Here is a 25,529-nt window from a genome sequence, read left to right as displayed (position 1 = left end):
AGGTGAGTCACCGTCACCCCGACCGGGTGAGATGACCTGCGCAGGCGTACATCTACCGGTGGACCACCGCCGTGCCAGAGCGTCAGGCGCCGGCTCCCAACCGCCGGATCACCGTCCCCAGGATCCGCTGCTCGTCGAGGAAACCGAACACTCGCGAGTCGAGGCTGCTCATGCGGTTGTCGCCGAGAACCACCACCTTCCCCGGCGGTACGACAGCCGGTCCGCCGTCACCCACCACCGTGACGCAGTCCGGCGGCACCGGGTCACCGGGCCGGGCGGCGAGCCGTTTGACCAGGTATCGACTGGTACGCAGCAGCAAAGTACGGTCACCGACCTTGACCGGCGCGTAGTGACCGGATTCCTGGCCCGAGTGCCCGGTGAGCACAACGACGCTGCCCACCGGGATCGCCGTTCCCGGCCGGCGACGCGCCAGCAGGCGATCGCCGTCCTCGTACGTCGGTTCCATGCTCGTACCGCTCACCACCACCAGCAGGAAGCGACGCCGCAGCAGGCGCAGCAGAGTTACCGCCAGGGCGACGGCGCCGATACCAGCCAGTGCGAGCGCAACTGTCACGGAAGGTCGCCTCCAGGAGTACGGGCCTAATCAGCGGAAGAGGGCCACCAGATCATCCAACGTGGCAGCGATGAAGACCAGGATGAGCGCCACGCCCAGGGACACGATGACCCCCGCCGACCGGGTGGCCTGATCCGCACCCGAGGCCCAGGCGACCAGACCCAGGGCCGCCACGATGATCAGCCCGATGTTGCGGACGACATGGGACCAGCCGAGCGGGACGTTCGATGCGCCGAAACAGCGGCAGGGCGCCGCCGAACCCCGCCGGACGACGAGGACGACGGCAACCGTCAAGGCGATCAGCAGGGCGAGGGCAGCGCTCAAGCCGGCGAGGACAGTGAACCGGCTGATGAGCAGCCCCGGGATCAGAAGCTCGGCGGCGACCACGGTCACGGCCACGGGCCCCACCAGGCCGGAAGGCAGCAGCCGCATCTGTTGAACAGACAACCGGAAAGCCCTGAAGCCGCCCGGTCCCCGGAGCTTCGTGATCGCCGAATAGAGGAAGACCAGCGCCAGCACGCACCTGCTGGCGATCAAGACGTACGCCACGCAACGCCCTCCCCACGTGGGTCGATCGGCGAGGATTTCTCGACCGGCTGGTAGCCGCGTCCCTGCAGGCGGAAAAGTTCGGCGTAGTGGCCGTCCTGGTGCATCAACTCATCGTGACTGCCCTGTTCGGCTATCCGGCCGTCCACCAGCGTCACGATCACGTCAGCGTCGCGGATCGTGCCCAGGCGATGAGAGATGAGCACGCTGGTGCGGCCGGCTCGGTGCTCCCGCAACCGGGCACTGACTTCGTACTCGGCCGCAGGGTCCAGGCCGGCACTCGGCTCGTCCAGGATGAGCAGGTCGCGGCGGTCGCGGAGCAAGGCCCGGGCCAGCGCGACCCGCTGCCACTGGCCGCCTGAGAGCTCCACTCCGGTGCTGGGATCGGGCTCCTCCAGCCCGCCGTGAAAGACGCGGCTGAGCTGCGTCCGGTACCCGTTCGGGAGCGCCGCGAGCGTTTCGTGCACGCCGGCCTTTCGGGCGGCCTCCTTCAGCCGGTCCGGATCGTTCATCGCCGTGACGTCACCCAAACCGATGTTTTCGGCGGCGGTGAGGTCGTAGTGCATGAAGTCCTGAAAGACGACGCTCATGCGCTCGCGCAACTCGCTCGGAGGGATATCGCGGATGTCCGTTCCGTCCCACGTGATCGCTCCCCGGTCCGGATCGTAGAAGCGACACAGCAGCTTGACCAGCGTGCTCTTGCCGGCACCGTTTGCGCCGACCAGCGCGAGGGTTCGCCCTCGGGGGATGACCAGGTTGACACCCCGGAGGGCCCAAGGGTGGTCGGGGGCATAACGGAACCACACGTTCCGCAGTTCGATACCGATCTTCAGGGCGGGCAGGCGACGCCCGATTCCCCGGACCGGCAGATCCGGTTCGGCACGCGTGACCCTGAGGTAGTGGTCGAACAGCAGCAGTTGTTGGTGCGCCTGGGCGATGGACGAGGTGGCCACGTCCGTTGCGCTCAGGACCCCGGCGATGGCCGCGATCAGCATCGAGATCGATCCCACCGACAGCTGACCCGACGCGGCCTGCAGTGCGGCCCAGATCAGCCCGCCTCCGGTGATGACGGCGGACAACAGTGCCAGCCCTCCGTGGGTCACCAGTTCCTGCCTGTCGAGACGGCGGTGGGCGAGGTTGGCGGTGCTCCGCTCCGTACGCATCCGGTCGCGCAGCAGCGGCCCCGCGCCGAAGAGTCGAATCTCCTTCGCGGCCTCCACCGTGGTCAGCAGCGAGACGTAGAAGAACTCCCGCCGTTGCACCGGGCTGATCTCCCAGGTCATCCGCGCATACGTACGCGACAGCCGCAGCTGGACCAACAAGGACGGCGCGATGGCGAGTACCACCACCGCGCTCAGCAGCGGGCTGATGATCAGCAGGGAGCCGAGAAACCCGACCAGCGAGATCAGCGCGGTTACCGTATTGAGCAGCCCGCCCAGGACCTGACCGGACGCGTACCCGCTGGCCTGCTGAGCCAGCCGCAGGGTGTCCTGATAGGCGGGGTTCTCGAAGCGGGCGATGCCGGTGCAACGTTCGAGGGCGGCAAAGAGCCGCTCCTGCGCCAGCAGCGCGATGGCCCGGTCGCTCTCGGCACGCAGATACTGGATGACCCGGGTCAGCACGGCGATCAGTAGGCCCGCTGTGACGAATCCCAGGATGGCCGGGAACACCGTGCCGGGATCAACGTCCGGGCGCACCAGCCGGTCGATGGTCTCCTTCATGAACCATGCGGCGGTGACCGGAAGGACCGCGCCGACCAGGGTCAACAGAACCATCAGCAACAGGCGCCCACGCCCGGCACGCCATCCCAGTTCGAGCGACTCCACGACGCCGGCTTGCACCACACGCGACTTCCAGGTGGCCGCCCTGGCGGGTCCGATCATGCTGAGATCTTGGCCAGGACCTCGTCGGTACGGATGCCGATCGCCTGGACGGCACCTCCGTCACCCATGACGAAGAACGCCGGGAACCCGGCGACGCCAAAGGCGGAGATCATCTCCTGCTGACCATCCTCCGCGATCACCGTGCCGGCGGCCGGTATCAGCGTCGCCACCGTGTCGGCGACGCGATCGGGCTCACCGACGGCCACCGCCCACACGCTGTCGCGGCGTGACCGTGCCACCTCGACGAACCTGCCGATCTCCGCCGTACATGCCGGGCAGTCCGGCGAGAAGAAGCCGACCAGGGTGTGACCGGAGAGATCATCCCGGGTGGCCGTCCCGCCGGAGACCGTCACCGCCTTGAAGTCGTCGACGACCGCACCGACCGAGAGTCGACTGACCGGCGCCGAACCGGCGAACGACTGTGCGCCGAGCATGTCGTTGTGCTGGCGCAACCGGCGGATCACGCCGTAGGTCAGGGCCAAATTCAACAGGCTCACCAAACCGATGAGGACAACAGCGGCAACAATGTATGCCACGCGCCCTTCCTTTCCCCCGTGGGACCGTCCCGCGATGACAAATCAGGCCCGGACCGCCATTCGGCGCCCAGACCTGACTCGTCATTACGGGGCTGAAAAATTCGTACCGACTCAGATGTCACCCAGCCAGGCCGGGCCTGTCACATCAGCACTCAACCGCCGGGTTGCCCTGCACGCACGGACCACACGTGTGGTCCCGAGGGTCCGTGGTGTAGTAGCAGGTCCTGAAGTGGAGGTACTTCCTGAGCCCGCCGTAGCACCCGCAGTACTGCTGGAACGAGTCGGCCGACGCCTCGATCTCCGGGACGAACATCCCCAGGAGTCGATCACTGAAACGCTGGAAAATAGACACAGATTTCACCTTCCCCGTATGTGTCCGTGCCCTAATCGGACGCGCACTGGCAAGCAAACCATCCATGCATGACGATGTCAATGAGGAATGCGCTCATCGATCAATCCTGGATCGTCCACCTGCCCACACCATCGAGGGAGGTCGTTAACGAACGTGTCACCAGCCGCCAAAAATCGATCTTGTGTGCGTCGCCGATCGTGACGGATGAGCGTTCGGCCACCGACCGCTCAGGCTGCCCTGTGAAGGTCAAAAGGGGGAACGGAACAGCAATCGCCGAGCCTGCCCACAGCCGGGCGGTGCGGTCGGTCCAGGAGGCGGTGCCCACCCTGATCTCGCCCCTGGGTGCAGTTCACCGCGTCCCGGACCGACCGACGATCGTTGCGGCTCAAGCGGCCCGGCGCTCCCGGGTCTGCTTGCACGTCACGCAGGTGGTCGCCGAAGGGAAGATCTCCAGCCGTTCCACCGGGATGGGTGCCGAGCAACCCTCGCAGAAGCCGTAGGTGCCCTCGTCGAGCCGGGTCAGCGCGTGCTCGTACTGGGTCCGCCGGTCGAGGATGGTGCGCAGCAGTGACTGCGCGGTGTCCCGCTCGGCGGTCTTGGTGCCGCTGTCGGCCTGGTCGTCGCCCGCGGTGTCGCCGACCTCGACCAGCCGCAGCACCTGGCTCTGCTGCACGGCCTGCTCGTACTCCTCGGACAGTTCGGCGTAGCGGGCCTGGAGGGAGAGTCGAATCTGGTCGATCTCCGCCTGGGATCGGCCCGTGCCGACCGTGTCGTGGACGAGCATGGCTGCCTGCCTTTCCTGGGAAATCATCGTCATCGCGGGCAGGTCCTCCCCACCCGGTCATACCGCCCAGGCGAGCTGATCATCCGGGCGCTGTGAGCCCCGCGATTACCCCCGTGCCCCGAGGATCAAACCGGGTCGTCCACGGATTCCACGATCGCCGGACGGCGCGGGTCGTCCACCCGGATCACCAGGTCCGCGAAGGTGGCGGGCGCGACCTCGTCGGCGTATCGGGCGTGCGCGGGCAGCGTCCAGGCCAGTTCGGCAACGGTGTGCCGGTTCAGCGCCGCAGCGGACAACTCCAGGTGCACGGTGACGTCGAAGGGCAGCCCGCCGCCGAGCAGGAACGTGCCGCTGACCAGGACCACTCCGTTCGGGGGCAACGCGACGTAGCCGGCTCGGCTGGCCCGGTCCGCCCGGGCATCCCAGAGCGAGGGCAGAATCCGGCCGTCGCCCGCCGGCCCCGCCGGATCGAGCACCTCCCGGCGCAACCCGGCCTCGTCGACCCAGCCTTCGTAGTACGCGTCCGGGTTGGTCCGGCCACGTTCCAGGCGTACGGACGCGGGGCGCAGGAAATCGTCGGACCGGATGTGCCGGGCCGGACGGCCCAGCGCCCGCAGCGGGTCGACCAGGGCAGCGGCCAACTCGTCGGGGCGGGCGGCGGCCGGGCCGTCCACGGCGACCCGCAGCCGCCCGGCCGGCCCGGTCCGGGCCAGTCGCTGCGCCAGTTCGGTGACCAGTCGTTGCGGTGAGATCGGACGCACGCGCATCCGACCATCGTGCCGGGTGCCCGGCGGTCGCCGTCGCCGACCGCCCGTGCGGGCCGCTCAGCCGGTCTGGTCGAGGGTCACCCGGGCCTCGTCGGCCAGCCGGTAGCCGACGCCGTAGACCGTGGTGACCAGGGGTACGTCCACGCCGACCTTGCCGCGTAGCCGGCGCACGTGCACGTCCACCGTACGCACGCCCGCGTGTTCGTAACCCCAGACCGCGTTGAGCAGCTGAAGCCGGGTGAACACCCGGCGCGGGTGCGCCACCAGATGCAGCAACAGGTCGAATTCGAGCCGGGTCAGCGGCAGCGGCTCGTCGTCGCGCAGCACCGACCGCGAGGAGGCCAGGATGTGCAGGGCGGGAATGGTGGGCGCAAGTGGCCGTGCCGGGGAACGCCCGGCCGGCACCGCCTCGGTGCGCCGCTCCGGCACCACCGGGCCACCGTGGGTGACCGTGCCCTCGCCGCGTTCCAGTAGCTCCCGGGCGGCTTCCAGCAGCTGGCGGGCCGCCGGCGTCAGGGACTCCTCACAGGCCAGCGGGATCGACAGGGTGACGGTGATGACCGGAGCCGCTGTGCTGGTGGGACGGCGCTGGCCACCTGGTGGCCGACCGGGGACCGCCGGCTGGGACGTATGCCATCCGGCGCGCGACGAAGCGGGGCTGACCGACATGGTCCTCCTAGGCTGATCCGGGTTTTCCCCACGGCCCCGGGACGCCGCTTTATCGATGTTTCCGGGCGCCGGTGTGCGGGTCAAGGGGCGGCTGCGTTGTGTGAATGTGACAATTGGCCGACACATCGGAGCCGGATGCTCGCTCTGCGTGCGAGGCAAGATGATTACAGCAGAGTCGCCAACTTGACCCGATACGGGGGGTCGACACCGGAGTTCACCTTTCGTGGGGGGTCTCGCACCCACCCGGCGTGACGTCCGCTGATCACGCTCCCAGACAAAGGCTGTCACCGTACGCAGGCAGCGTGGCGAGGCCCCGACCGCGGCCCCGCCACGCCGGCCGGATCAGCGTTCGACGCTCACCCGGGCGTCGTCGGCCAGGCGATAGCCGACACCGTGGACCGTGGTGAGCAGCGGCGTACCGACACCGAGCTTGGCGCGCAGCCGGCGTACGTGCACGTCGACGGTGCGTGCCACGGCGTGGTCGTAACCCCAGACCTGGTTGAGCAACTGAAGTCGGGTGAAGACCCGCCGGGGCCGTTCGGCCATGAACAGCAGCAGGTCGTACTCGATCCGGGTCAGCGGGATCACCCGGTCACCCTGCTGGACGGTCCGGGGCCCGGTGAGGATGCGGACGACGTTCGGATCCGCCGGAACCGGCAGGTGATCGACGCCGTCGCGCGACAGCCGCCCCTCGCCCGACTCGGCCAGCTCGCCGAGCAGTTCCAGCAGCCGGTTCAGGCGCGGGCTCGTGGCTGCGGCGGTGAGATCGACGGTGATGGTCAGGGTGGGACCGGTACGCCGCCGAGCGAGGCGGCTCCGGTTGGTGCGGCCGGACGGGTGTTGGCGCGGGCTGATGGCGACGACGGACACGGCGGCCTCCTGGGACTACCGCCACGCCGGGTGGGCGTGGCTGATCAGTGGGACACCCGACCGGCGGTCGCCGGGGGCGCGGGGGTGGACGGGCGGATCAACGGGGTGGGGCCCAGCACCGGCAGGCCGGCGATCCGCCAGGCGGCGAAACCACCGATCACGTCGGTGGCCCGGAACAGGCCGAGGTCCTGCAACGATGCGGCAGCCAACGACGAGGTGTAGCCCTCCTGGCAGAGCACCACCACGGGCAGGTCGTAGCCGACCGCCTGCGGCAGCCGGGCCGGGCAACGCGGGTCGAAGCGCCACTCGAGCACGTTGCGCTCGACGGCGAGGGAGCCGGGCACCGTCCCGTGCGCGGCCCGCTGCGCCGCCGGCCGGATGTCGACCAGCAACGCACCGCCCCGGTACGCCAGGTGTGCCTGCTCCGGATTGAGGCGGTCGAGCCGGGCCCGGGCGGCGCTCAGGATCTCGTCGATCCCTCGGGAGCCCGGCGGGGGCACCGGACAGTGGGCGGCGGGGTCGGTCTGCGGCATCATCGTTCCTTCCAGGGATTTCGGCTCGGACGCCCGGTTCGGGGGATTCACCATGCCACGCCGGCCTCGGCCACCTCGGCGACCCGCAGCCGACCTCGGTCGAGGTGGTAGCGGGTCATCCGGCGCAGGGCCGGGCGGTAGACGTGCACGCTGACCGCCGGTGCGGCGTGCCGGTTGGTCACCACGTGCACGTGCCGGGAGCCGAACCGGCGGCCGGAGCCGGCCGCGAGCAGATGTGGGCGCAGCCGTCCACCGCTGACCGTCTCCTCGGTGAGCACGCCCGAGGCGACCAGGAAGGCGCCCGACGAGCCCCCGTGGTCGTGCAGGTCGGTGCCCTGTCCGGGCAGCCAGCTCAACGCCCACACCTCGTGGTCGTCGGCGGCGGCGAGTCGGGCGTACCACCGACTGATGGGGTCGAAGCGCAACGGCACCGGCCAGCTCGCGGGGTTGCCGGCCCAGCGCCGGGCGACGGCGAGCAGGTCGGGCTCAGTGGCGGACAGGGCAGGCATGAGGTCCTCGCGACGGTCAACAACTATGGTCCCGACCAGCGTAAACGGTAAACCCTATAGGTTTAGTAGGTTATCTCACGTAATGGGACGACGATCGCACTGAACTGCGGCACCGTCACCGACTGTCGATCGACTCAGGACTGGGGCGGCCGTGGTGAGCGCGACGCGGTGGCGCCGACTAACCTGATCCGGTGAGCGAGGAACTCGACGCCGAGACCCTGGAGTTCGCGCACCGGATGTTCGACCTGGCGCGCGACGGTGCGACCACCGAACTGGCCGGGTACGTCGACGCGGGGCTGCCGGTCAACCTGACCAACGACAAGGGCGACAGCCTGCTGATCCTGGCGGCCTACCACGCCCACCCGGAGACGGTGGCCGCACTGCTCGACCGCGGTGCCGACTTCTCGCGTACCAACGACCGGGGGCAGACCGCGCTGGCGGCGGCGGTGTTCCGCAGCAGCACCGACGCGGTACGCGCGCTGCTCGCCGCCGGCGCCGACCCCGACGGCGGCAGCCCGTCCGCCGTGGAGACCGCTCAGTTCTTCGACCTGCCGGAGATGCTCACCCTGCTGCGTCCCACCTGACCGACGCCGGGCCCGCATCGGGCCAGCGTCGACGCCCGTCCGTCGGGCCGGGCCGCCGCCGGGCCTCGATGAGGAAACGCTTGGCGTGGGCGACGAAGGGTCCTTCGGTGCGGATCCGCTCGTGCAGACGGGCCAGCGCCGGCCGGTGCGCCGCCACGGTGAAGCCGGGCACCGTCCAGACCACCTTGCGCAGGAACCAGACCACGGCGCCGACATCGTGGAACACGGTGCGCAGGGTGGCCGTACGCAGGTCGACGACGGTCAGCCCGGCCGCCTCGGCGTCGGCCACCGCCTGCTCCGGGTGCCGGTGGGCCGGTGGCGGCAACGGCCCGAGGATCGCCTCGCTGAGTTCGCGTACGGTGCCCGGACCGATCTGCTGGGACAGGAACGTGCCACCCGGCCGCAGCACGCGCGCCACCTCGGGCCAGTCAGTGTGCACCGGGTGCCGGCTGACCACCAGCTCGAAGGTGCCAGTGCGAAACGGCAGCGGCGCGTCGGGGCCCACCGCGACCACGCTCGCCCCGATCGGGCGAAGCCTGGCCCGGGCCACCGGCACGTTCGGCGGCCAAGCCTCGGTGGCCACCAGCAGCCGGGGTGGGTGCGGCACCTCGGCGAGCACCTCTCCCCCGCCGGTGTCGATGTCCAGTGCCGCGTCGACGGTCGCCAACCTCGCCGCCACCAGTCGGGCGTACCCCCAGGGTGGGCGCTCCTCGGTGGCCCGTCCGGCGAGCCAGTCGAAAGCCCAGCCCTCGACCGGCGCGGCGGCGCCGTCGATGACCAACTCTTCGAAGCTCGCTTCCCGACACACGGGCTCAGCGTGTCCGGCGTGACTCCACTGTGGCAACTCCATTACCCGGTCGCGCATGCGGACCCACGGTCACACACTTACGGACGGGGGCGGACGATCTCGATCGTCCGGGTGCCGGAGCCACGCAGGCCGCCACCGCCACGCAGGGCGTCGAAGCTGGTCGGCTCGGCCCGCCCGGGCTCGTAGTGGCGCATCAGCCGCGCGCCCAGCGCCACGCCGAGACCGCCGACGGCCAGCGCGAGCACTTCGACGACCAGCAGTACGGCGGTGGCGCCCCGGTTCGACGCTTCCGCCCGCACCAGGCAGGAGAGCAGGAACAGCCCGGCCATCGCGGCGTTGACGAGGTTGAAGCTGATGGCGGTGCGACGGGTCCGGTCCGGCGGCACGTCCCACAGGTCGACCATGCCGGCCATCATGGTCAACCCCGCCGCCACCAGGGCGGCCACCACCGTCCAGTAGCCGACCTCACCGAGCAGGGCCGGGCCGCCGACCACCTGGGCGAAATCGAAGATGGTCGCGCAGACGAAGAGCCCGTACGGGAACGTCACCAGCATCGGTTGGATGGGGTGGCCCTGCACCCGCAGTCGGCTCTGCATCGTTGCCCCCTGGAATCGGAATCAGCCCACCAGTCCAGGGTGCTACCCGGGTGCCATCACGGCGAAACGAGAGTCGCGCTCAGTTGTCCCGGGGTCGCGAGACGGTGCTGACCAGCCGCTCGGCCACCTCCCGCAACGGGATCGACAACGACGACGCCGCGCTGCGCAGCACGTCGAGAGCGTCCTCCGGCGGGCAGCCGCGTTGCGTCATGATCACACCGATCGCCTGGCCGATCACGCCGTCGCCGAGCAGTGCGGCGTCCTGCTCGTCGGCCTGCGCGCTGCGGCGCTGCCGGTCCCGTACCGCAGCGAGCAGCAGGCCGGCCTGCTCGGCGAGGAGCATGGCGGTGAGCTGGTGGCCGGTGGTCAGCGTGTCGGACCGACCGGCGTACAGGTTGATCGCACCGATCACCTGCTCGTCCACGTCGACCGGCGCGGAGATCACCCCGTGTACGCCCAGTTCGCGGGCCCGGGCCGTCCAGTCCGGCCAGCGGGGCTCGGTGGCGAGGTTCTCCGCGCGGACCATCTCCCGCCGCCGGATCGCGTCCATCGCCGGGGTGTCCGGGCCGTAACACAGGTCGTCCAGCCCGCTCATCGGCGCGTCGGAGGCGGCCACCCCGGCCGGCTCACCGGCCCGCAGGGCGGTGAACCCGCACCAGCTGACCCCCGCGATGGCGTCCCGGGTGATCCGGACCAGGGCGGACAGCGCCTCGTCGAAGTCGTCCAGGGCGATCAACCCGGCGGTCAGTTCCCGCAACAGGGCCGCCGTCTCCAGCACACCGAGGGTCTCCGTCAGCGGTGCGCTCGTCTCCAGGTTCACCGACCCTGAGCCCCCGTACGCCTGGCCAGCGTCCTCACGGTCTCCTCCTCGCTCACGACCGGGCACGAGGGCAGCTCCGACGGCAGCCCTGACGTGACGACCCGCCCTACTACCCGCTGCAACAACGGTCGAAACGGTGCAAAGCGGGGCCCCTCCCAGGGTACGGGTACCGCTGGAAGGGGCCACGACCGGCTCAGCGTGTGCGGGTCAGCGGGCGCCTGCCCCGCTGAGCCGCCGGCCGACCGAGGCGATCAGCCGGTCCAGCTCGGAGCCGAACGGGTTGTCGTGCACCAGGTACGTCCAGGTGGCACTCGGCCGGACCAGTTCCGCCTCGTCGGGCGCCCAGTCCTCGTCGAACTCGGTCTCGGCGAAGGTGGCCAGGGTACGCGCCTCGATCTCCGGAACCAGGTTGGTGAACGCCGGCACCGCCGCCCGGTGGAACTCGTCGAGCGGGTCGAGTCGGCCCAGGGCGCGCAGGTGCACACCCTCGCGGACCTCCGACAGCTCGGCCAGGTGGTCGGCCCAGAGTCGGTCGAGGTGGTAGAGGGCGATCGACCGGGCCACCCGGGCGAGCAGGTCCTCGTCCATCTCGCCGGCCTTCTCCGGCATCTTGTCCAACAGCATCAGCGCCGCGACGTCGCTGGTCAGCAGTCGTTCCCGGCGCTCGGCGAGCGCCTTGCGCTGCTGCTCGATCACCACGCTGTAGCGCCAGGTGTTGCGGTGGATCTCGTGGTTGACGCCCTCGGCGACCCGCTGGGCGTGCTCCACCGCGTAATCCACCTGCGGGTCGGTGACCAGGCCGTCGGCGTTCATCCGGGGCGACGGCGGGACGGTGTCGCCGGCGTGCCGGACGACCAGGTCGTCCTCCAGGCTGACGAAGAAGACCGACCCACCCGGGTCGCCCTGCCGCCCGGCCCGCCCACGCAGCTGGTCGTCGACCCGGCGGCTGTCGTGCCGGCCGCTGCCCATCACGTAGAGGCCGCCCAGTTCGGCGACCCGCTCCCGGTCGGTCTGCTCGCTGCCACCGAGCCGGATGTCCACGCCTCGGCCGGCCATCTGGGTGGAGACGGTCACCGCGCCGTACGCGCCGGCCTCGGCGATGATCGCCGCCTCCTCGTCGTCGTTCTTGGCGTTGAGCACCACGCAGGGCACGCCGACGGCGTTGAGCCCGGCCGCCAGCTGCTCGGACTCCTTGACGTCCAGGGTGCCGACCAGCACCGGCCGCCCGGCGGCGTGGCAGCGCTGGATCTCGTCGACCAGCGCCTCGTCCTTCTCCGCCCGGGTGGCGTAGATGCGGTCCGGCTCGTCCACCCGTACGCAGGGGGTGTTCGGCGGGATCACCGCGACCTCCAGCCCGAAGAACTCCCGCAGCTGGTCGCCGACCAGCACGGCGGTGGCGGTCATGCCGCACACCTTCGGGTAGAGACCGATGAACGCCTGCACGGCGATGGTGCCCAGCACCTCACCCTCGGCGGTGGCGTCCAGGCCCTCCTTGGCCTCGACCGCGGCCTGCAACCCGTCCGGCCAGCGGCGGCGCTGGGCCACCCGGCCGCGCATCTCGTCGATCAGCTCGACGGTGCCGTCCCGGACGATGTAGTCGACGTCGCGGTGCAGCAGGGCGTGCGCGTGCAACGCCACGTTCACCGCGGAGAGCTGCTCGACGTTCTCCTCGTCGTACAGGTCGATGCCGAGCTTGGCCTCGACGGCGGCCAGGCCGCTGGAGGTGAAGGCGACGCTGCGGCCGTCCTCGGCGACCGTGTAGTGCTTGCCCTTGCGCAGGCCGCGCACCAGCGCGGCGGCGGCGTGCACCGGATCCTGCTCGCCGGGCACCGAGCCGGCCAGCACCATCGGCACCCGGGCCTCGTCGATCAGGATCGAGTCCGCCTCGTCGACGATCGCGGTACGCAGCGTCGGCTGGACCCGGTCCGCGACGTCGGTGACGAGCTGGTCGCGCAGGAAGTCGAAGCCGGCCTCGCTGACCGCGACGTAGGTCACGTCGCAGGCGTACGCGGCCCGCCGCTCCACCGGGGTGGACGCCTCGTTGACCCAGCCCACGGTGAGCCCGAGCAGGGTGTACACCGGCTCCATCCACTGCGCGTCGCGGCGGGCCAGATAGTCGTTGACGGTGAGCACGTGGACCGGGCCGTTACCGAGCCGTACGTGCCCGTACGCGGCGATCGCCGCGGTCAGCGTCTTGCCCTCACCGGTGGCCATCTCGGCGACCTTGCCGGACAGCAGCGACATCGCGCCGAGCAGCTGGACGTCGTACGGCCGCTGGTCGAGCCCGCGCCGGGCGGCCTCCCGGCCGAGCGCGCAGATCTCCTCGTAGGTCGACGCCACCGTGGCCGCCTCGGTCAGCTCCGCGTCGTCGAAGGCTTGCACCTTCTCCTCGCGGGCCTCGATGGCCGACAGCAGCTTCTCCAGCGGGGCCAGGTCGACCGTGGTTCCCGGGCGCTGGAGGAACCGGCGGAACCTGGTCTTCAACCGTTGCGACACACCCATGAGCGGCAACGGTACGCGACCGGCGGCCCCTTTCGCGCCCTCCCCGGCGTGCCTTCCTTTCCGCGTTGCGTACAGCGCCGTTCCGCTCAGCCGTTGCACACCACCTGGAGCTCCTGCCGGCGCCGCTGCGCAAGGTCGGTGAGCAGGCCCGGCGGGTACGCATTCCGCCCGCCTTCCCGCTCCGGCTGCCCGATGCCCCGATGCGGCGCAATCAAACGTTCATCAGTCGGGAACGTGCCCGGAGCAGGGTCGTGATCAAGCTGGTGGGATCGATCCGGTTAGCTAGCGCGGAGTACCGGGAAATCCCACTCCCGGTCTTCCCGCGAAGGGGGTGCCTGTGCGGAACACCGAATCTCTGGTCTCGCCGGTGGTCGAGGCCTGGGCCACCTATCGGACCAGCTCCGCCGCCGACTGGCCGACCCGGCGGCTGCTGCGGGCGAAGGCGGGCAGCCGGGTCAGCGTGGTGTTGCCGGCCCACGACGAGGAGGCCACCGTCGGGGCGATCGTGTCGACGATCCGCGAGCACCTGATGGACCGAATACCGCTGGTGGACGAGTTGATCGTGGTGGACTCCCGCTCGACCGACCGCACCGCGCAGGTGGCCCGCGCGGCCGGCGCGGAGGTGGTCAGCCAGGACGCGATGACGCACGGGCTGCCACGGCTGACCGGCAAGGGCGACGCACTGTGGGCCGGGCTGGCCGCCGCCGAGGGCGACGTGGTGGCCTTCGTCGACGCCGACCTGCGGGAGTTCCGCCCGCATTTCGTCACCGGGCTGCTCGGCCCACTACTCACCGACCCCTCGGTGGATTTCGTGAAGGGTTTCTACCACCGGCCGCTGATCGGTACGACCGGGGTGGAGGCCGACGGCGGTGGCCGGGTCACGGAGTTGATGGCCCGCCCCATGCTCAACCTGTTCTGGCCGGAACTGGCCGGTTTCGTGCAACCCCTGGCCGGTGAGTACGCGGGCCGTCGCGAGGTCCTGGCGCAGGTGCCGTTCGTCTCCGGCTACGGTGTCGAGACCGCCATGCTGATCGACCTGCTGGAACTCGTCGGCCTGGACGCGCTGGCCCAGGTCGACCTGGGCGAGCGCAAGCACCGGCACCAGGACACCGCGGCGTTGGGCCGGATGTCCGCCCAGATCATGCTCACCGTCTGGTCGCGGTTGCAGCGGCGCGGCTGGGCCAGCCCGGACGTGCTGCCCACCGCCCTGCTCACCCAGTTCCGCCGAGGTGGCTCCGACACGCTACCGAACCTGGACCGGGAGATCGTGGTCAGTGACGTGACGGTCGAGGAACGGCCACCGCTGGCCGAACTGCGGCACCGGCTGCCGCGCCGACGAGTCGCCGCGGCGTGACCGCAGCGGCTGGCCGACGCGGCGAGGAGAGGGCGACGCACGGTGGGCCGGGCTGGCCGCCGCCCGGTTCACTCCGGCGGTGATGGCCCGCCGATACCTCGCCCGCTACGACCGGGTACGCCGCCTCGGCAGCGCCGTACCCGCACTGCGCGCGGCCTGAGCGTTTCCACTGCGCGCACCGTTTCGGCCGGTTGGAGGCCGGGTAGTTGGCAGCTCTGCGACACCGGCGGAACGAGGGCGGAGATGGCGAGCCGGATCACCTGCGACGTACACGACGCGACACCTGTCACGGTCGTACGCCTCGCCGGCAGCCTCGACCTGACCACCACCCGCCAGGTGTACGCGGTCCTGGACCGGTGCCTGGCCGCCCAGCCCGACGCGCTCGTGGTCGACCTGACCGGGCTGACCGTGCACGACCAGTTGGCGGTGGCGGTGTTCGTCGCCGCGGCGCGACGGGCCGAGGGTTGGCCGGCGGTGCCGATGGTGATCTGCGCGCCGCACCCGGACCCGGCCGCGTCGCTGGCCGCGTCCACCGCCAGCCGGGTGGTGCCGGTGCGCCACGACTGCGACGAGGCGGCCCGGGTGGCGGGTGCCTCGGCGGTGCCGAGGATGCGGGTTCGACTCGAACCGGTCGCGGCGGCCTGTCGGCGCGCCCGGGAGCTGGTGGCCGACGCCTGCGCGCGGTGGGACCTGCCCGCGGCGGTCGAGCCGGCCTCGATCGTGCTCAGCGAACTGGTCGGCAACGTGGTCCGGCACGCCGGCACCCCGATGCAGGTCACCCTGACGCTGCGCCGGCCGTGGCTGCATCTGGCGGTGGTCGACGGCAGTCGCGACGCGGCCGAGCCCGGCCGGCCCGGTGAGCGTGACGAGGGCGGTCGGGGACTGCTGCTGGTGCGTGAACTGGCTGCGCGGTGGGGCAGCGCACCGGCCGGCGACGGAAAGGCCGTCTGGGCAACACTACCGGCGAATTGACCGAAATTCCCTCTCTCGCCTGGTTACATGGTCGGCGGGCCGGGTAGTCACGCCCGTCCTTTTCGTCGTCAGCGGGGTGAGAGCTCATGCCCAAGCGGGTACCGACCGTAACCGGACAGGACCGGGGCCCGGCCATCCTCGCACCGGCCCGGTTCGGCGGCTATCCCGGCTCCCTGAACAAGGGCCTGCCCGGCAGTAAGCTGCTCCGGTTCCTGGCCACCACCGATCACAAGCAGATCGGGCTGCTCTACCTGATGACCTCGTTCGGCTTCTTCCTGGTGGCCGGGATCGAGGCGATGCTGATCCGCGCGGAGTTGGCCCGGCCGGGCATGCAGTTCCTCTCCCCCGAGCAGTACAACCAGTTGTTCACCTCGCACGGCGCAGTGATGCTGCTGCTGTTCGCCACCCCGGCGGCGTTCGGGTTCGGCAACTACATCGTGCCGATCCAGATCGGCGCGCCGGACGTGTCCTTTCCCCGGCTGAACGCGCTGGCCTACTGGCTGTACCTGTTCGGTGGGCTGATGGTCATCGGTGGATTCTTCACCCCGCAGGGCAGCGCCGACTTCGGGTGGACCGCGTACACGCCGCTGAGCACCGCCCAGCACTCCCCCGGCGTGGGGGCGAACATGTGGGTGATCGGCCTGGTCGTCTCCGGTCTGGGCACCATCCTCGGTGCGGTCAACCTGATCACCACGATCCTGACCCTGCGGGCGCCGGGCATGACCATGTTCCGGATGCCGATCTTCACCTGGAACATGCTGTTCACCAGCGTGCTGGTGATCCTGGTCTTCCCACTGTTGGCCGCCGCGCTACTGGCGTTGAGCGCCGACCGGCTGCTCGACGCGCACGTGTACAGCCCCGCCACCGCCGGGCCGATGCTGTGGCAGCATCTGTTCTGGTTCTTCGGCCATCCCGAGGTCTACATCATCGCGTTGCCGTTCTTCGGCATCATCACCGAGATCATCCCGGTCTTCTCCCGTAAGCCGCTCTTCGGTTACACCGGGCTGGTGCTGGCCACCGCCGCGATCACCGTTTTGTCGATGACGGTGTGGGCACACCACATGTTCACCACCGGCCAGGTGCTGCTGCCGTTCTTCGCCATCCTCAGTTACCTCATCGCCGTACCGACCGGGGTCAAGTTCTTCAACTGGATCGGCACGATGTGGAAAGGACAGATCACCTTCGAGACGCCGATGCTGTTCGCCATCGGCTTCCTGGTGACCTTCCTGCTGGGCGGACTCACCGGCGTACTGCTGGCCAGCCCGCCGGCCGACTTCCACACCCACGACAGCTACTTCGTGGTGGCGCACTTCCACTACGTGCTGTTCGGCACGGTGGTGTTCGCCCTCTTCGGCGGCTTCTACTTCTGGTGGCCGAAGATGACCGGGCGGCTGCTCGACGAGCGGCTCGGCAAGCTGCACTTCTGGACCATGTTCATCGGCTTCCACGGCACCTTCCTGGTGCAGCACTGGCTGGGCAACGAGGGCATGCCCCGCCGTTACGCCGACTATCTGCCCACCGACGGCTTCACCACGCTGAACACCATCTCCAGCATCTTCTCCTTCGTGCTCGGCGCGTCCACCCTGTTCTTCATCTGGAACGCCTGGAAGTCCTGGCGGTTCGGCGCCCGGGTCACGGTGGACGACCCGTGGGGCTTCGGCAACTCGCTGGAGTGGGCCACCACCTGCCCGCCACCGCTGCGCAACTTCGACCGGATGCCCCGGATCCGTTCCGAGCGCCCGGCGTTCGACGCCAAATACGGTGAGTTGGTCTCCGACCTGGGTCGGGATCTGCCGCAGCGGACCACGAAACCCCCGCAGGAGCTACGCGACGAACTGCACCGCGAGAAGCACCACCGTGAGTCGCCCAGCGCCGAGGGAGCGCACGGCGCGCCGGAGGCCACGGCCTACCATCCGGCGCCGCAGTCCGGGGCCCGGCCGGTCGAGGTGCCGGAACCGGAAGATGTGCGCCGGCCCAGCTTCGAGGAGACCGACGAACCGGAGGACAACCCGCTGGGCGCCGAGCGTCGCTCGGAGCCCGACGACGACCGGTGGCGTCACCCGCGCGGCCGAGGCGACACCCCGGAGAACTGAGCCGGGGTACGACATGCGGGGCGGCACCGATCGGTGCCGCCCCGTCAGCGTCCTGCGGCCAGCGGGTGCCGTCCTGCGGTCAGCGGGCCCGCGCCGAGGCGGGACGCGGCTGGTTCGCCGTCGTCGACTCGGACTCGGCGGCCCCGTTCTGCCACGGTGGCGGCGCGTCGGCGAGCATCGCCTGACGCAGCCAGGTCAACGCCCGCGACAGCAACCGCGACACGTGCATCTGGGAGATGCCGAACCGGGCGGCGATCTCCGCCTGGGTCTGGTTGCCGTAGAACCGCATGGCCAGAATTCGCCGCTCCCGCCAGGGCAGACGGTGCAACAGCCCGCTGACCGTGACCCGATCGTCCACCGATTCCAGCGCGATGTCCGACTCCCCCACCAGGTCACCGAACTCGGCGGAGCTCTCCCCGCCCACCGGCGCGTTCAGCGACGCCGGACTGTAGCCGGCGGCGGACTCCAACGCGGCGAGGATCTCCTCTTCCGGCGTGTCCAGCCGTTTCGACAACTCGGCGACCGTCGGCGCCCGGGACAGCTCGCTGGTCAGCGCCGCGGTCGCCTGCCCGACCTCCAGGATCAGGTCACGCAGCCGGCGCGGCACGTGCACACCCCAGGTGCGGTCCCGGAAATGCCGTTTGATCTCACCCACGATGGTGATCGCCGCGTACGCGGTGAACGAGCCTCGTTCCGGATCGTACCGGTCAACGGCGTTGACCAGGCCCAACCGGGCCACCTGTTCCAGATCCTCCAGCGGCTCCCCGCGCCCTCGGTAGCGGCGCGCCAGGCGGCCGGCGAACGGCAACGCGAAGCGCACCAGGTCGTCGCGTGCCTCATGGCGGCGTTCCGGTGGCATCCCCTCGATCCGTGCCGCGTACGCCAACGCCGCCGCGTCGAGGTCTTCCAGGCCCCGATCGGTGGATGGTGGTGTGCTTGTGGTGGTCTGTCCGAACATCCGCGCCTCCCTCAGGAAGGACCCCGCCCGGATTCGGCCGGCACCGGACACGCGCGTGGACACGCACGGGCCGGTCAGTGGGTTACATGACTGGGATGCGAGCGGGCGACGGCGCCGTGCCACGCCAAGGTGATCAGCCTGTCGCAGCCGGCGGTGTTCCCGCTCCGTAGGTACTCAATCACGGGATCGCGGGTTCGCGAGGATGTTTCGCCAGCCCGGTGTCAACAGACCAGCAGGCCGTGCTGGGCACCACCGTCGCGCAGCGCGGCGAGGGCGTCCACCACCCCGATCCGGGGCGGAGTGGGCAGATCGTACGGCTGGGCGCGGAGCACCTCGGTGGCCCGGCGGGTGGGCACCGAGGTGACCGGGTAACCCCGGGCCGCCGAACGGTCCAGGGCCCGGCGGCGGCGGCCGAAGCCGGCGACGGCCAGCCACTGCGGCAGCCCGGCGAGCGCCGGCGAGCGGACACCCGGCGGCTCCGGCAGTACGTCCACCGAACTGAACGGTTCACTGCCGGCCAGCCACCACTCGGCCTGCTCGACGCAGCGCCGGGTGGCGTTCTCGCACCAGTACGGCACCAGCCCGGCGCGCACCACCTGCCAGGGGTCGAGCAACCGGCCGCACTCGACCACCAGCCGGTTGCCGGTCTTGCCGGCGGCCCGCAGCCAGCGGCGGTACAGGTCGGCGGTGGCCGCGCTCAGCGCCGCCGGCGTGGGAACGACGATCTGGTGCAGGGTACGTCCGTCGCGCGCCGCCCACTGCCCGACACTGCGGTCGAAACCGGGCTCCACCCCGTGCTCGGCGACACCCGGCGGAGTGGAGATCTCCGGCGGCTCCCAGTGCGTGCCGTCGCCGCCGGTGGACCGCAGCACCTGCCGCAGGGTGTGACTGTCGGGATGGAAGTCCACCGGATCGAGCCCGCTGGCCGGGGAGCCCACCTGGAAGCTGTGCCCGTCGGCGGCGTCGAACACCGGCCAGGTCCGCGCGTCGCGCAACACCACCACCGGGGCCCCCGGTTCCAGCCGCTCGGCCAAGAATCGCCGGTACGCCTGCGGCAGGCTGCACCAGCGGCCGGCCAACGCCACCGTGACCGAGGCCAGGGCACCACGGCTGGCCGGGCAGTGCACCTGCCGTAGGTGCAGGTCGGGGTTGCCGGCGAGCAGCCGACCCGCGAGGGCGGCGCCGTGGTCCAGGGCGGCATGGGGCCGGTCCACGGAACCCTTCGGCCAGTGCGCGACCATCTCGAATCCGGCGGGCAGCCACGGCACCCCGAGCGCCACCGCCAGGTGCGCGGCTGCGCCGTGCGGCGAGCCCAGCAGCACCCCCGGGTAGCGGCCGGCCGGATACTGGTCGACGAACCACTCGGCGACCCGGGCGGCGTCCACCTCCGCCGCCTGCCCTGCGGTCAGGGCGACCCGTCCGGCGGAGCGTACGGCCACTGCCCGGCGGATCGGATCGGGAGTGCCGACGAACCTCGACGTCGGCCCCACATGGCCGAGATCGGCGCAATCCTCCCCGCGTAGCGCTCGGGCGGTGGCCGCGACGAGGATCCGGGCGGTACTGCCCACCGCCACGACCCGATCGCCGGCCATACCGGCGCCCGCCGCCGTGACTTTCCGGCGCACCCTGCGCACCGGCCCCACCCTGCCCCGTTCGCTCACGCGCCCCGGCTTCCCGCGCGGATGCGGCTTAAACAGGGCATCACCCCACCGAGCGGCAGCAACCCTCTGATCTTGCCGATCACGACGACACCCACCCCGACGCCCCACTCCTGCCCCGCGATCATGCACTTTCCGCCCGAACAAAGGGTGTAAACGCGACGAATCGGCGACCACAAGTGCAAGATCGCCGCACCGAAGGGGGCGGGGCGGGGTGGGGCGGGGTTAGGGGATTAGGTCTAGTAGGCAGGGGCGGTCGGCGGTCAGGGCCTTGTCCCAGGCGGCGTGGGCCCACTCCGGGCGGTCGACGCGTACGCCGTGCAGGCCCAGCAGTCGGGCCCAGCCCGCGTACGGGACGTCGTCGGCCACCTGACGGCCGGGGTAGCCGGCCCGGGTGTTGAGGACCAACACCACCAGCCGCGGGTCGGGCCACTGCGGCCAACGACGGGCGATGGTGACCAGCTCGGCAAGTCCGTGTGAACGCATCCCGTCGTCGGTGACCAGCGCAAGCACCGGCCGTTCCGGATCGGCCAGCTTGGCGGCGACGGCGGACGGTAGCGCGGCACCGGGCCCCTCGTGGGCGTCGCACGCCAGCACGGCGGTGCCGGGCGACAGTCGACCGGCATACCGGCTCAGAACCGGCTCGCTGTCGACCGTCACGGCGGCCCGGGGCGGCACCCGGACGGAAAGCTCGTCGAAGACCAGCCCGGCCGCACCCGCGCCGGCGGACGGCCGACCCGGGTCGTCGAGGACGAGCGGGTCGGGAAAGGTCTCCGCGCCGGACCGGACCGTCGACGCGCGGGCCTCGACCCGCTGCGGGTCGGACGGGTTGCCGGGCAGCACCAGGCAGGCCGGGCCGTGGCCGGCCAACGCGCTGCGTACCGCCTCGTCCACCAGGCTCACGCCGCGGTACAGGTCACCGACGTGCCACAGCCGCCGGCCCAGCCCGGCGAACATCCGGTCGACCCGGGTCGGGTCGTCCGTCGGCTCGTCGCCGATGATCGCCAGCACGGGCAGCGCGGCCCGCCGGGCGGCGTCGAGGCCACCGAGCAACCCGAACGCGGCCGGGCCTGCCGGGCTCAGGCAAACGCCGAGCCCGCCGGTGAGCCGGGCGTGGCCGATCGCCATCGACGCCGCGCTCTCGCCGTGCCGTACGGGCACGAACTCCGGGTCGCCGCCGGCCGCGTGCAGCGCCTCGACCAGCGCCGCGACCGCTTCCCCCGCGACGCCGAACACCCGCGGTACCCGCCAGGCCGCCAGCCGTGCGACGACCGTCTCCGCCAGACGCGGGTCAGGCACCGCCCCGTCCCGGAGTGGACGGATCGACGTATCGCAGCACCGCGCCGACCCCGTCCGTCAGCTCCGGTGCCTCGTCCGGGCCCAGCACGGTCAGCTCGGCGTCGGTGCCGACCAGGGCGCGGACCAGGGCCGCGTCGGCGCGTACCCGCTCGGGGTCGCCGACACCGGGAAGCTGACCCGGCTCGGTGGCGATGTCGGTGGCGGCCGGGCCGATCCACAGCTCACCGTCGGCGGACGGGTCGTCCACGATCAGCATCGTGTCGACCTGGTTGCGTTGCAACGCGGCAACCACCGCGTCGAGGCCGGCCCCGACGTCCTCCTGCATGCCGAAGCGGTCCAGCGCGGCGCTGATCCGCTGGTCGGCGACCTCGGCGATGGTCTGCACGGTGAGGTCGTCCAGCAGGGTCTGGTCGGCGCCGCCGGCCCGCGACCCGGCGTCGGTACGGACCACCATGTCCTGCCAACGCTCCGGCATCTGAGCGGCGATCATGCCCGTGGCGCGGATGTCCCCGGCCACCACGACCACCTCGGCGCCGACCCGTTCGGCCAGTTCGACGGTGGCGGCGGTGACGTCGCCGGCATTGTGGTGCCACGCCTCCATCGCCGCCCGCTGGTAGCGCGACTGCGACCAGCCGCCGGGCTTGACCCGACGCAGCTGGTAACTCTCGCGACCCACGACGTGGGCCCGGCGCGGTACGCCACCGGCGCTGACCGACATCGCGTCGGCACCGGTACGGTCGGCCACCACCCGCACCCAGGCCACCTGCTCACCACGCTGGGCCAACAACGGCATCACGTGCGGCAGCGGAGCGTACGCGGCCAGATCGCGGCGCGGCGGGGCGGAGAGGTACTCGGAGAGCACCACCCGACCTCGGGTGCCGAAGACGGCCAGACCGTAGTCGCCGGGCATCGGATCGTGGCCCCGGATCACCCGGTCCAGGGCCGCGACCGTCGGTTCGTCGGCGCCCTGCTCGGTCAGTCGCCGTTGCAGGTCGCGCCAGCGCAGATCGAGCGCCGCGTGCGCGTCCTCGGTGTCCAGGGAGGCGTCCAGGTAGACCGAGCACCATGGACCGGGACGGTCGTAGAGCGGGCGCAGGAAGGACAACTGCATGCTCGACCCCTTTCCAGCTCGGCCCACCGCTTACCCGCGTCACCCGGCTTGTCACCTGCCCGTCGCCGCGTGATCGAAGTTCATTCACGTCACGAAACCCCAAGGATCGATACGATCTGTGCACAAACGCGGACTCTGGGTGGTGGTAGATGGACACGACATCGTATTCCCGGCGCAGCCTCCACCCCACCGGACGCATCCTCACCGCCCGGGTCGTCCGCCTGATGGACGGCTACCCTCGGGAGGTACGGGTGGGGCAGCCGGTGCTGGTGATGGTGCTCGCCGCCGCCGGGGTGGTCGGTCTGCTCGCCAAACTGGTCCGCGCCGCGCTGTCCGCCGGTTCCGGCACCGGTCGGCGCAAGTTCAAGGAGCTGAAGAAGGGCCCGGAGTATCTGGTCACCCCGATCCGGCTGCGCGACGACAACGGCCGACTGTACGAGGTCGAGCTGCACGGGCACCTGCCGCAGAGCGCGCTGCACTCGGCCGACCTGGTCCAGTTGACCCTGCGTGACCAGGGCGACCCCGACCTGGCGCCGAAGATCGAACGGATCGTCAACCTCACCACCGGGCAGCTGTTGCGTCCGCGTACCGCCACCATGTGGTCGCACCTCGGGCCGCCGCTGCTGTTGCAGGCCGCGCTGGGCGCGCTGCTGCTCGCCGCACTGGCCGCCTGCACGGCCCTGACCTGAGGTTGCCGGGGGTGCCGGAGCAGTCCGGCGGCCGGGTCAGCCGACGGGGGCCGGTTCGCGGGTCGGCTCGGTGACGTCGAGCATGCCGCGCCGCCGGGCCCAGCGCTCGAAGGCGATGGTGGCGAAGGGCGGCACCGCGCAGGCCAGCGCCACGAAGGTGGCCAGCAGACTCCACCGGTGCAGCCGGGCCACGGCGAGCACCATTACCCCGTAGATCACGAAGAGCGCGCCGTGGAGGGGGCCGAAGATCTGCACCCCCAGTTCGTTGCCAGGCGGGCCGTACTTGACCGCCATTCCGGCCAGCAGGCCCGCCCAGGAGATCGCCTCAGCGATCGCCGCCACCACGAACAACCGGGTCACCTTCTCGCGCACGACGGCCATGCTAACCATGCCGCTGGACCCGGCTCGGTTCACCGGGCCGAGAGGCGACGCCGGTCACCGCGCACCGGATGGTGGACAACCGGACGTTTGGACTTCTCCCGGAGTGCGTGGACATGCGACGTTGGGGGTACCAGTGGTGACAGGGTGGTGACCATGGGCGAGGAAGTCGGCGTACAGACGTTCAGCCGCCAGGATCGGGCCCGCTACCGGGACAAGGTCCGCCGTTGTCTCGACGTCTTCGCCGAGATGCTGCGGGAGTCCCGATTCGATGTCGAACGACCGATGACCGGGCTGGAGATCGAACTGAACCTGGTCGACGAAGAGTCGATGCCGACGATGCGCAACGCCGACGTGCTACGGGCGATCGCCGATCCGAGCTTCCAGACCGAGTTGGGCCAGTTCAACATCGAGATCAATGTGACGCCCCGGCGACTGGCCGGCACCGGCACGGTCGAGTTCGAGGAACACCTACGGGCCACCCTCGACGCCGCCGACGAACGGGCCCGCACGGTCGGCGCGCACCTGGTGATGATCGGCATCCTGCCGACCGTGCTGCCCGAGCACCTGACTGCGGCCGCCCTGTCGGCCAATCCCCGGTACGCGCTGCTCAACGAGCAGATCTTCGCGGCCCGGGGTGAGGACCTGCGGATCGCCATCAACGGGGTGGAGCGGCTGGCGGTCACCGCCGACACCATCACGCCCGAGGCGGCCTGCACCAGCACCCAGTTCCACGTCCAGGTGGGCCCGAACCAGTTCGGCGACTACTGGAACGCTGCCCAGGCCATCGCCGGGGTCCAGGTGGCGCTCGGCGCCAACTCGCCGCTGTTCTTCGGCCGGGAACTGTGGCGCGAGACCCGCATCCCGCTGTTCCAGCAGGCCACCGACACCCGCGCCGAGGAGATCAAGACGCAGGGCGTACGGCCGCGGGTGTGGTTCGGTGAACGGTGGATCACCTCCGTGTTCGACCTGTTCGAGGAGAACGTGCGCTACTTCCCGGCGCTGCTGCCGGTCTGCGATGCCGAGGACCCGTCGGAGACGCTCGCCGCCGGTGGGGTACCCACCCTCGCCGAACTGCGGCTGCACAACGGCACCGTCTACCGGTGGAACCGGCCGGTCTACGACGTGTTCCGGGGTCGCCCGCACCTGCGGGTGGAAAACCGGGTGCTGCCCGCCGGGCCGACCGTGCTCGACACGGTCGCCAACGGAGCGTTCTACTTCGGACTGGTCCGGGCCCTGGCCGAGGCCGACCGGCCACTGTGGTCGCAGATGTCGTTCAGCGCCGCCGAGGAGAACTTCAACACCTGTGCCCGGCACGGCATCGACGCGCACGTCTTCTGGCCGGGCCTGGGCTATGTGCCGGTCACCGAGCTGGTGCTGCGGCGGCTGCTGCCGTTGGCGCAGTACGGCCTGGACCGGTGGGGGCTCGATCCGGACGAGCGGGACCGCCTGCTGGGCATCATCGAGCAGCGATGCCTGACCGGACGTAACGGGGCGACCTGGCAGGTGGCCACGCTGCACCGGCTGGAGTCGGTCGACCAGCTCGACCGGCCGACGGCGCTGCGCGAGGTGGTCCGGCACTACGTGGAGCTGATGCACAGCAACCGCCCGGTGCACGAGTGGCCGATTCCCTGACCGACTCCTGACACTCTGCGTGACGGCGCAGACACGACGATTACGGTGA

Annotated in this window: 25 protein-coding genes and 1 pseudogene; 6 read left to right on the top strand and 20 right to left on the bottom strand. The window is 70.8% G+C overall.

The annotated features are described in order from the left end of the window. Nucleotides 1-82: 82 nt before the first annotated feature. From AB0M35_RS26525 to AB0M35_RS26475, 11 genes are all read right to left on the bottom strand, one after another. Nucleotides 83-574 (bottom strand): S26 family signal peptidase, encoded by a 492-nt coding sequence (locus AB0M35_RS26525; protein WP_363748681.1) that lies wholly within the window; start codon nt 572-574, stop codon nt 83-85. Nucleotides 575-604: 30 nt separating this feature from the next. Continuing rightward, nucleotides 605-1,093: a MauE/DoxX family redox-associated membrane protein gene (locus tag AB0M35_RS26520; protein ID WP_363748680.1), complete on the bottom strand. Its 489-nt coding sequence runs from the start codon at nt 1,091-1,093 to the stop codon at nt 605-607. A gap of 14 nt (nt 1,094-1,107) precedes the next feature. Then, nucleotides 1,108-2,742, bottom strand: coding sequence for an ABC transporter ATP-binding protein (locus AB0M35_RS26515; RefSeq protein ID WP_363748679.1), 1,635 nt, complete (start codon nt 2,740-2,742; stop codon nt 1,108-1,110). Between the two features lie 257 nt (nt 2,743-2,999). After that, nucleotides 3,000-3,539 carry a redoxin domain-containing protein gene (locus tag AB0M35_RS26510; protein ID WP_363748678.1) on the bottom strand — a complete coding sequence of 180 codons (540 nt, stop codon included), beginning with the start codon at nt 3,537-3,539 and terminating at the stop codon, nt 3,000-3,002. 452 nt (nt 3,540-3,991) lie between these two features. Further along, nucleotides 3,992-4,216, bottom strand: coding sequence for a hypothetical protein (locus tag AB0M35_RS26505; protein ID WP_363748677.1), 225 nt, complete (start codon nt 4,214-4,216; stop codon nt 3,992-3,994). A gap of 60 nt (nt 4,217-4,276) precedes the next feature. Continuing rightward, a complete protein-coding gene (locus AB0M35_RS26500; protein ID WP_363748716.1) occupies nt 4,277-4,675 on the bottom strand; it encodes a TraR/DksA C4-type zinc finger protein in 399 nt (132 codons plus the stop codon). 125 nt (nt 4,676-4,800) lie between these two features. Beyond that, on the bottom strand, nt 4,801-5,442 hold the full coding sequence (locus AB0M35_RS26495) for a uridine kinase (RefSeq protein WP_363748675.1): 642 nt from the start codon (nt 5,440-5,442) through the stop codon (nt 4,801-4,803). Nucleotides 5,443-5,499: 57 nt separating this feature from the next. Beyond that, on the bottom strand, nt 5,500-6,111 hold the full coding sequence (locus tag AB0M35_RS26490) for a winged helix-turn-helix domain-containing protein (RefSeq protein ID WP_363748674.1): 612 nt from the start codon (nt 6,109-6,111) through the stop codon (nt 5,500-5,502). A gap of 342 nt (nt 6,112-6,453) precedes the next feature. After that, nucleotides 6,454-6,894: a winged helix-turn-helix domain-containing protein gene (locus AB0M35_RS26485; protein ID WP_363748714.1), complete on the bottom strand. Its 441-nt coding sequence runs from the start codon at nt 6,892-6,894 to the stop codon at nt 6,454-6,456. Nucleotides 6,895-7,025: 131 nt separating this feature from the next. Continuing rightward, nucleotides 7,026-7,517: a rhodanese-like domain-containing protein gene (locus AB0M35_RS26480; protein WP_363748672.1), complete on the bottom strand. Its 492-nt coding sequence runs from the start codon at nt 7,515-7,517 to the stop codon at nt 7,026-7,028. Nucleotides 7,518-7,561: 44 nt separating this feature from the next. Then, on the bottom strand, nt 7,562-8,023 hold the full coding sequence (locus tag AB0M35_RS26475) for a cysteine dioxygenase family protein (protein ID WP_363748670.1): 462 nt from the start codon (nt 8,021-8,023) through the stop codon (nt 7,562-7,564). Nucleotides 8,024-8,214: 191 nt separating this feature from the next. On the opposite strand from AB0M35_RS26475, the gene AB0M35_RS26470 reads away from it, so the two are divergent. Beyond that, on the top strand, nt 8,215-8,607 hold the full coding sequence (locus tag AB0M35_RS26470; RefSeq protein WP_363748668.1) for an ankyrin repeat domain-containing protein: 393 nt from the start codon (nt 8,215-8,217) through the stop codon (nt 8,605-8,607). On the opposite strand, the gene AB0M35_RS26465 is transcribed toward AB0M35_RS26470, so the two are convergent. The 4 genes from AB0M35_RS26465 to secA2 form a co-directional block, all read right to left on the bottom strand. Next, entirely contained in the window at nt 8,585-9,415 is an 831-nt protein-coding gene (locus AB0M35_RS26465) for a class I SAM-dependent methyltransferase (RefSeq protein WP_363748666.1), read from the bottom strand. The genes AB0M35_RS26470 and AB0M35_RS26465 overlap by 23 nt on opposite strands. 77 nt (nt 9,416-9,492) lie before the next feature. Then, nucleotides 9,493-10,011 (bottom strand): DUF2231 domain-containing protein, encoded by a 519-nt coding sequence (locus AB0M35_RS26460; RefSeq protein ID WP_363748665.1) that lies wholly within the window; start codon nt 10,009-10,011, stop codon nt 9,493-9,495. Nucleotides 10,012-10,090: 79 nt separating this feature from the next. Further along, nucleotides 10,091-10,831, bottom strand: coding sequence for a GAF and ANTAR domain-containing protein (locus AB0M35_RS26455; RefSeq protein ID WP_363748664.1), 741 nt, complete (start codon nt 10,829-10,831; stop codon nt 10,091-10,093). A 207-nt stretch (nt 10,832-11,038) separates the two neighbouring features. Further along, entirely contained in the window at nt 11,039-13,333 is a 2,295-nt protein-coding gene (gene secA2 / locus AB0M35_RS26450) for an accessory Sec system translocase SecA2 (protein WP_363748663.1), read from the bottom strand. Between the two features lie 337 nt (nt 13,334-13,670). Here secA2 and AB0M35_RS26445 point away from each other — a divergent pair, with 337 nt between their 5' ends. The 3 genes from AB0M35_RS26445 (at nt 13,671) to ctaD (ending at nt 17,752) form a co-directional block, all read left to right on the top strand. Continuing rightward, nucleotides 13,671-14,687 carry a glucosyl-3-phosphoglycerate synthase gene (locus AB0M35_RS26445; RefSeq protein WP_363748662.1) on the top strand — a complete coding sequence of 339 codons (1,017 nt, stop codon included), beginning with the start codon at nt 13,671-13,673 and terminating at the stop codon, nt 14,685-14,687. Nucleotides 14,688-14,930: 243 nt separating this feature from the next. Further along, nucleotides 14,931-15,659 carry an STAS domain-containing protein gene (locus AB0M35_RS26440; protein ID WP_363748661.1) on the top strand — a complete coding sequence of 243 codons (729 nt, stop codon included), beginning with the start codon at nt 14,931-14,933 and terminating at the stop codon, nt 15,657-15,659. Nucleotides 15,660-15,745: 86 nt separating this feature from the next. Further along, a complete protein-coding gene (ctaD, locus tag AB0M35_RS26435) occupies nt 15,746-17,752 on the top strand; it encodes a cytochrome c oxidase subunit I (protein ID WP_363748660.1) in 2,007 nt (668 codons plus the stop codon). A 103-nt stretch (nt 17,753-17,855) separates the two neighbouring features. Here ctaD and AB0M35_RS26430 read toward each other — a convergent pair. The 4 genes and pseudogenes from AB0M35_RS26430 to AB0M35_RS26415 all read right to left on the bottom strand — a co-directional run. Further along, nucleotides 17,856-18,710 (bottom strand): annotated as a pseudogene (locus AB0M35_RS26430) (SigB/SigF/SigG family RNA polymerase sigma factor); the annotation flags it as partial. Nucleotides 18,711-18,931: 221 nt separating this feature from the next. Then, on the bottom strand, nt 18,932-20,302 hold the full coding sequence (locus AB0M35_RS26425; RefSeq protein ID WP_363748713.1) for a hypothetical protein: 1,371 nt from the start codon (nt 20,300-20,302) through the stop codon (nt 18,932-18,934). 291 nt (nt 20,303-20,593) lie between these two features. Next, nucleotides 20,594-21,667, bottom strand: coding sequence for a thiamine pyrophosphate-binding protein (locus AB0M35_RS26420; protein WP_363748659.1), 1,074 nt, complete (start codon nt 21,665-21,667; stop codon nt 20,594-20,596). Continuing rightward, complete coding sequence (locus tag AB0M35_RS26415) at nt 21,660-22,778, bottom strand: Vms1/Ankzf1 family peptidyl-tRNA hydrolase (RefSeq protein ID WP_363748658.1); 1,119 nt, start codon at nt 22,776-22,778, stop codon at nt 21,660-21,662. The genes AB0M35_RS26420 and AB0M35_RS26415 overlap by 8 nt, the downstream gene beginning before the upstream one ends. A gap of 149 nt (nt 22,779-22,927) precedes the next feature. Here AB0M35_RS26415 and AB0M35_RS26410 point away from each other — a divergent pair, with 149 nt between their 5' ends. Then, complete coding sequence (locus AB0M35_RS26410) at nt 22,928-23,467, top strand: hypothetical protein (protein ID WP_363748657.1); 540 nt, start codon at nt 22,928-22,930, stop codon at nt 23,465-23,467. Between the two features lie 36 nt (nt 23,468-23,503). On the opposite strand, the gene AB0M35_RS26405 is transcribed toward AB0M35_RS26410, so the two are convergent. Then, on the bottom strand, nt 23,504-23,848 hold the full coding sequence (locus AB0M35_RS26405) for a DUF3817 domain-containing protein (protein WP_363748656.1): 345 nt from the start codon (nt 23,846-23,848) through the stop codon (nt 23,504-23,506). Nucleotides 23,849-24,001: 153 nt separating this feature from the next. On the opposite strand from AB0M35_RS26405, the gene AB0M35_RS26400 reads away from it, so the two are divergent. Continuing rightward, complete coding sequence (locus AB0M35_RS26400) at nt 24,002-25,480, top strand: glutamate--cysteine ligase (protein ID WP_363748655.1); 1,479 nt, start codon at nt 24,002-24,004, stop codon at nt 25,478-25,480. The last annotated feature ends 49 nt before the right edge of the window (nt 25,481-25,529 follow it).

This window comes from Micromonospora sp. NPDC051196, assembly GCF_040682415.1.
GTDB lineage: Bacteria > Actinomycetota > Actinomycetes > Mycobacteriales > Micromonosporaceae > Micromonospora.
This window is presented reverse-complemented; position numbering and strand designations above follow the sequence as displayed.

What these genes read in the sequence shown, in the direction of transcription:
- AB0M35_RS26500 (WP_363748716.1), bottom strand. Translation starts at nt 4,675, where the DNA reads ATGCTCGTCCACGACACGGTCGGCACGGGCCGATCCCAGGCGGAGATC.
- AB0M35_RS26495 (WP_363748675.1), bottom strand. Translation starts at nt 5,442, where the DNA reads ATGCGCGTGCGTCCGATCTCACCGCAACGACTGGTCACCGAACTGGCG.
- AB0M35_RS26490 (WP_363748674.1), bottom strand. Translation starts at nt 6,111, where the DNA reads ATGTCGGTCAGCCCCGCTTCGTCGCGCGCCGGATGGCATACGTCCCAG.
- AB0M35_RS26480 (WP_363748672.1), bottom strand. Translation starts at nt 7,517, where the DNA reads ATGATGCCGCAGACCGACCCCGCCGCCCACTGTCCGGTGCCCCCGCCG.
- AB0M35_RS26475 (WP_363748670.1), bottom strand. Translation starts at nt 8,023, where the DNA reads ATGCCTGCCCTGTCCGCCACTGAGCCCGACCTGCTCGCCGTCGCCCGG.
- AB0M35_RS26460 (WP_363748665.1), bottom strand. Translation starts at nt 10,011, where the DNA reads ATGCAGAGCCGACTGCGGGTGCAGGGCCACCCCATCCAACCGATGCTG.
- secA2 (WP_363748663.1), bottom strand. Translation starts at nt 13,333, where the DNA reads ATGGGTGTGTCGCAACGGTTGAAGACCAGGTTCCGCCGGTTCCTCCAG.
- AB0M35_RS26440 (WP_363748661.1), top strand. Translation starts at nt 14,931, where the DNA reads ATGGCGAGCCGGATCACCTGCGACGTACACGACGCGACACCTGTCACG.
- ctaD (WP_363748660.1), top strand. Translation starts at nt 15,746, where the DNA reads ATGCCCAAGCGGGTACCGACCGTAACCGGACAGGACCGGGGCCCGGCC.
- AB0M35_RS26425 (WP_363748713.1), bottom strand. Translation starts at nt 20,302, where the DNA reads ATGGCCGGCGATCGGGTCGTGGCGGTGGGCAGTACCGCCCGGATCCTC.
- AB0M35_RS26415 (WP_363748658.1), bottom strand. Translation starts at nt 22,778, where the DNA reads ATGCAGTTGTCCTTCCTGCGCCCGCTCTACGACCGTCCCGGTCCATGG.
- AB0M35_RS26410 (WP_363748657.1), top strand. Translation starts at nt 22,928, where the DNA reads ATGGACACGACATCGTATTCCCGGCGCAGCCTCCACCCCACCGGACGC.
- AB0M35_RS26405 (WP_363748656.1), bottom strand. Translation starts at nt 23,848, where the DNA reads ATGGCCGTCGTGCGCGAGAAGGTGACCCGGTTGTTCGTGGTGGCGGCG.
- AB0M35_RS26400 (WP_363748655.1), top strand. Translation starts at nt 24,002, where the DNA reads ATGGGCGAGGAAGTCGGCGTACAGACGTTCAGCCGCCAGGATCGGGCC.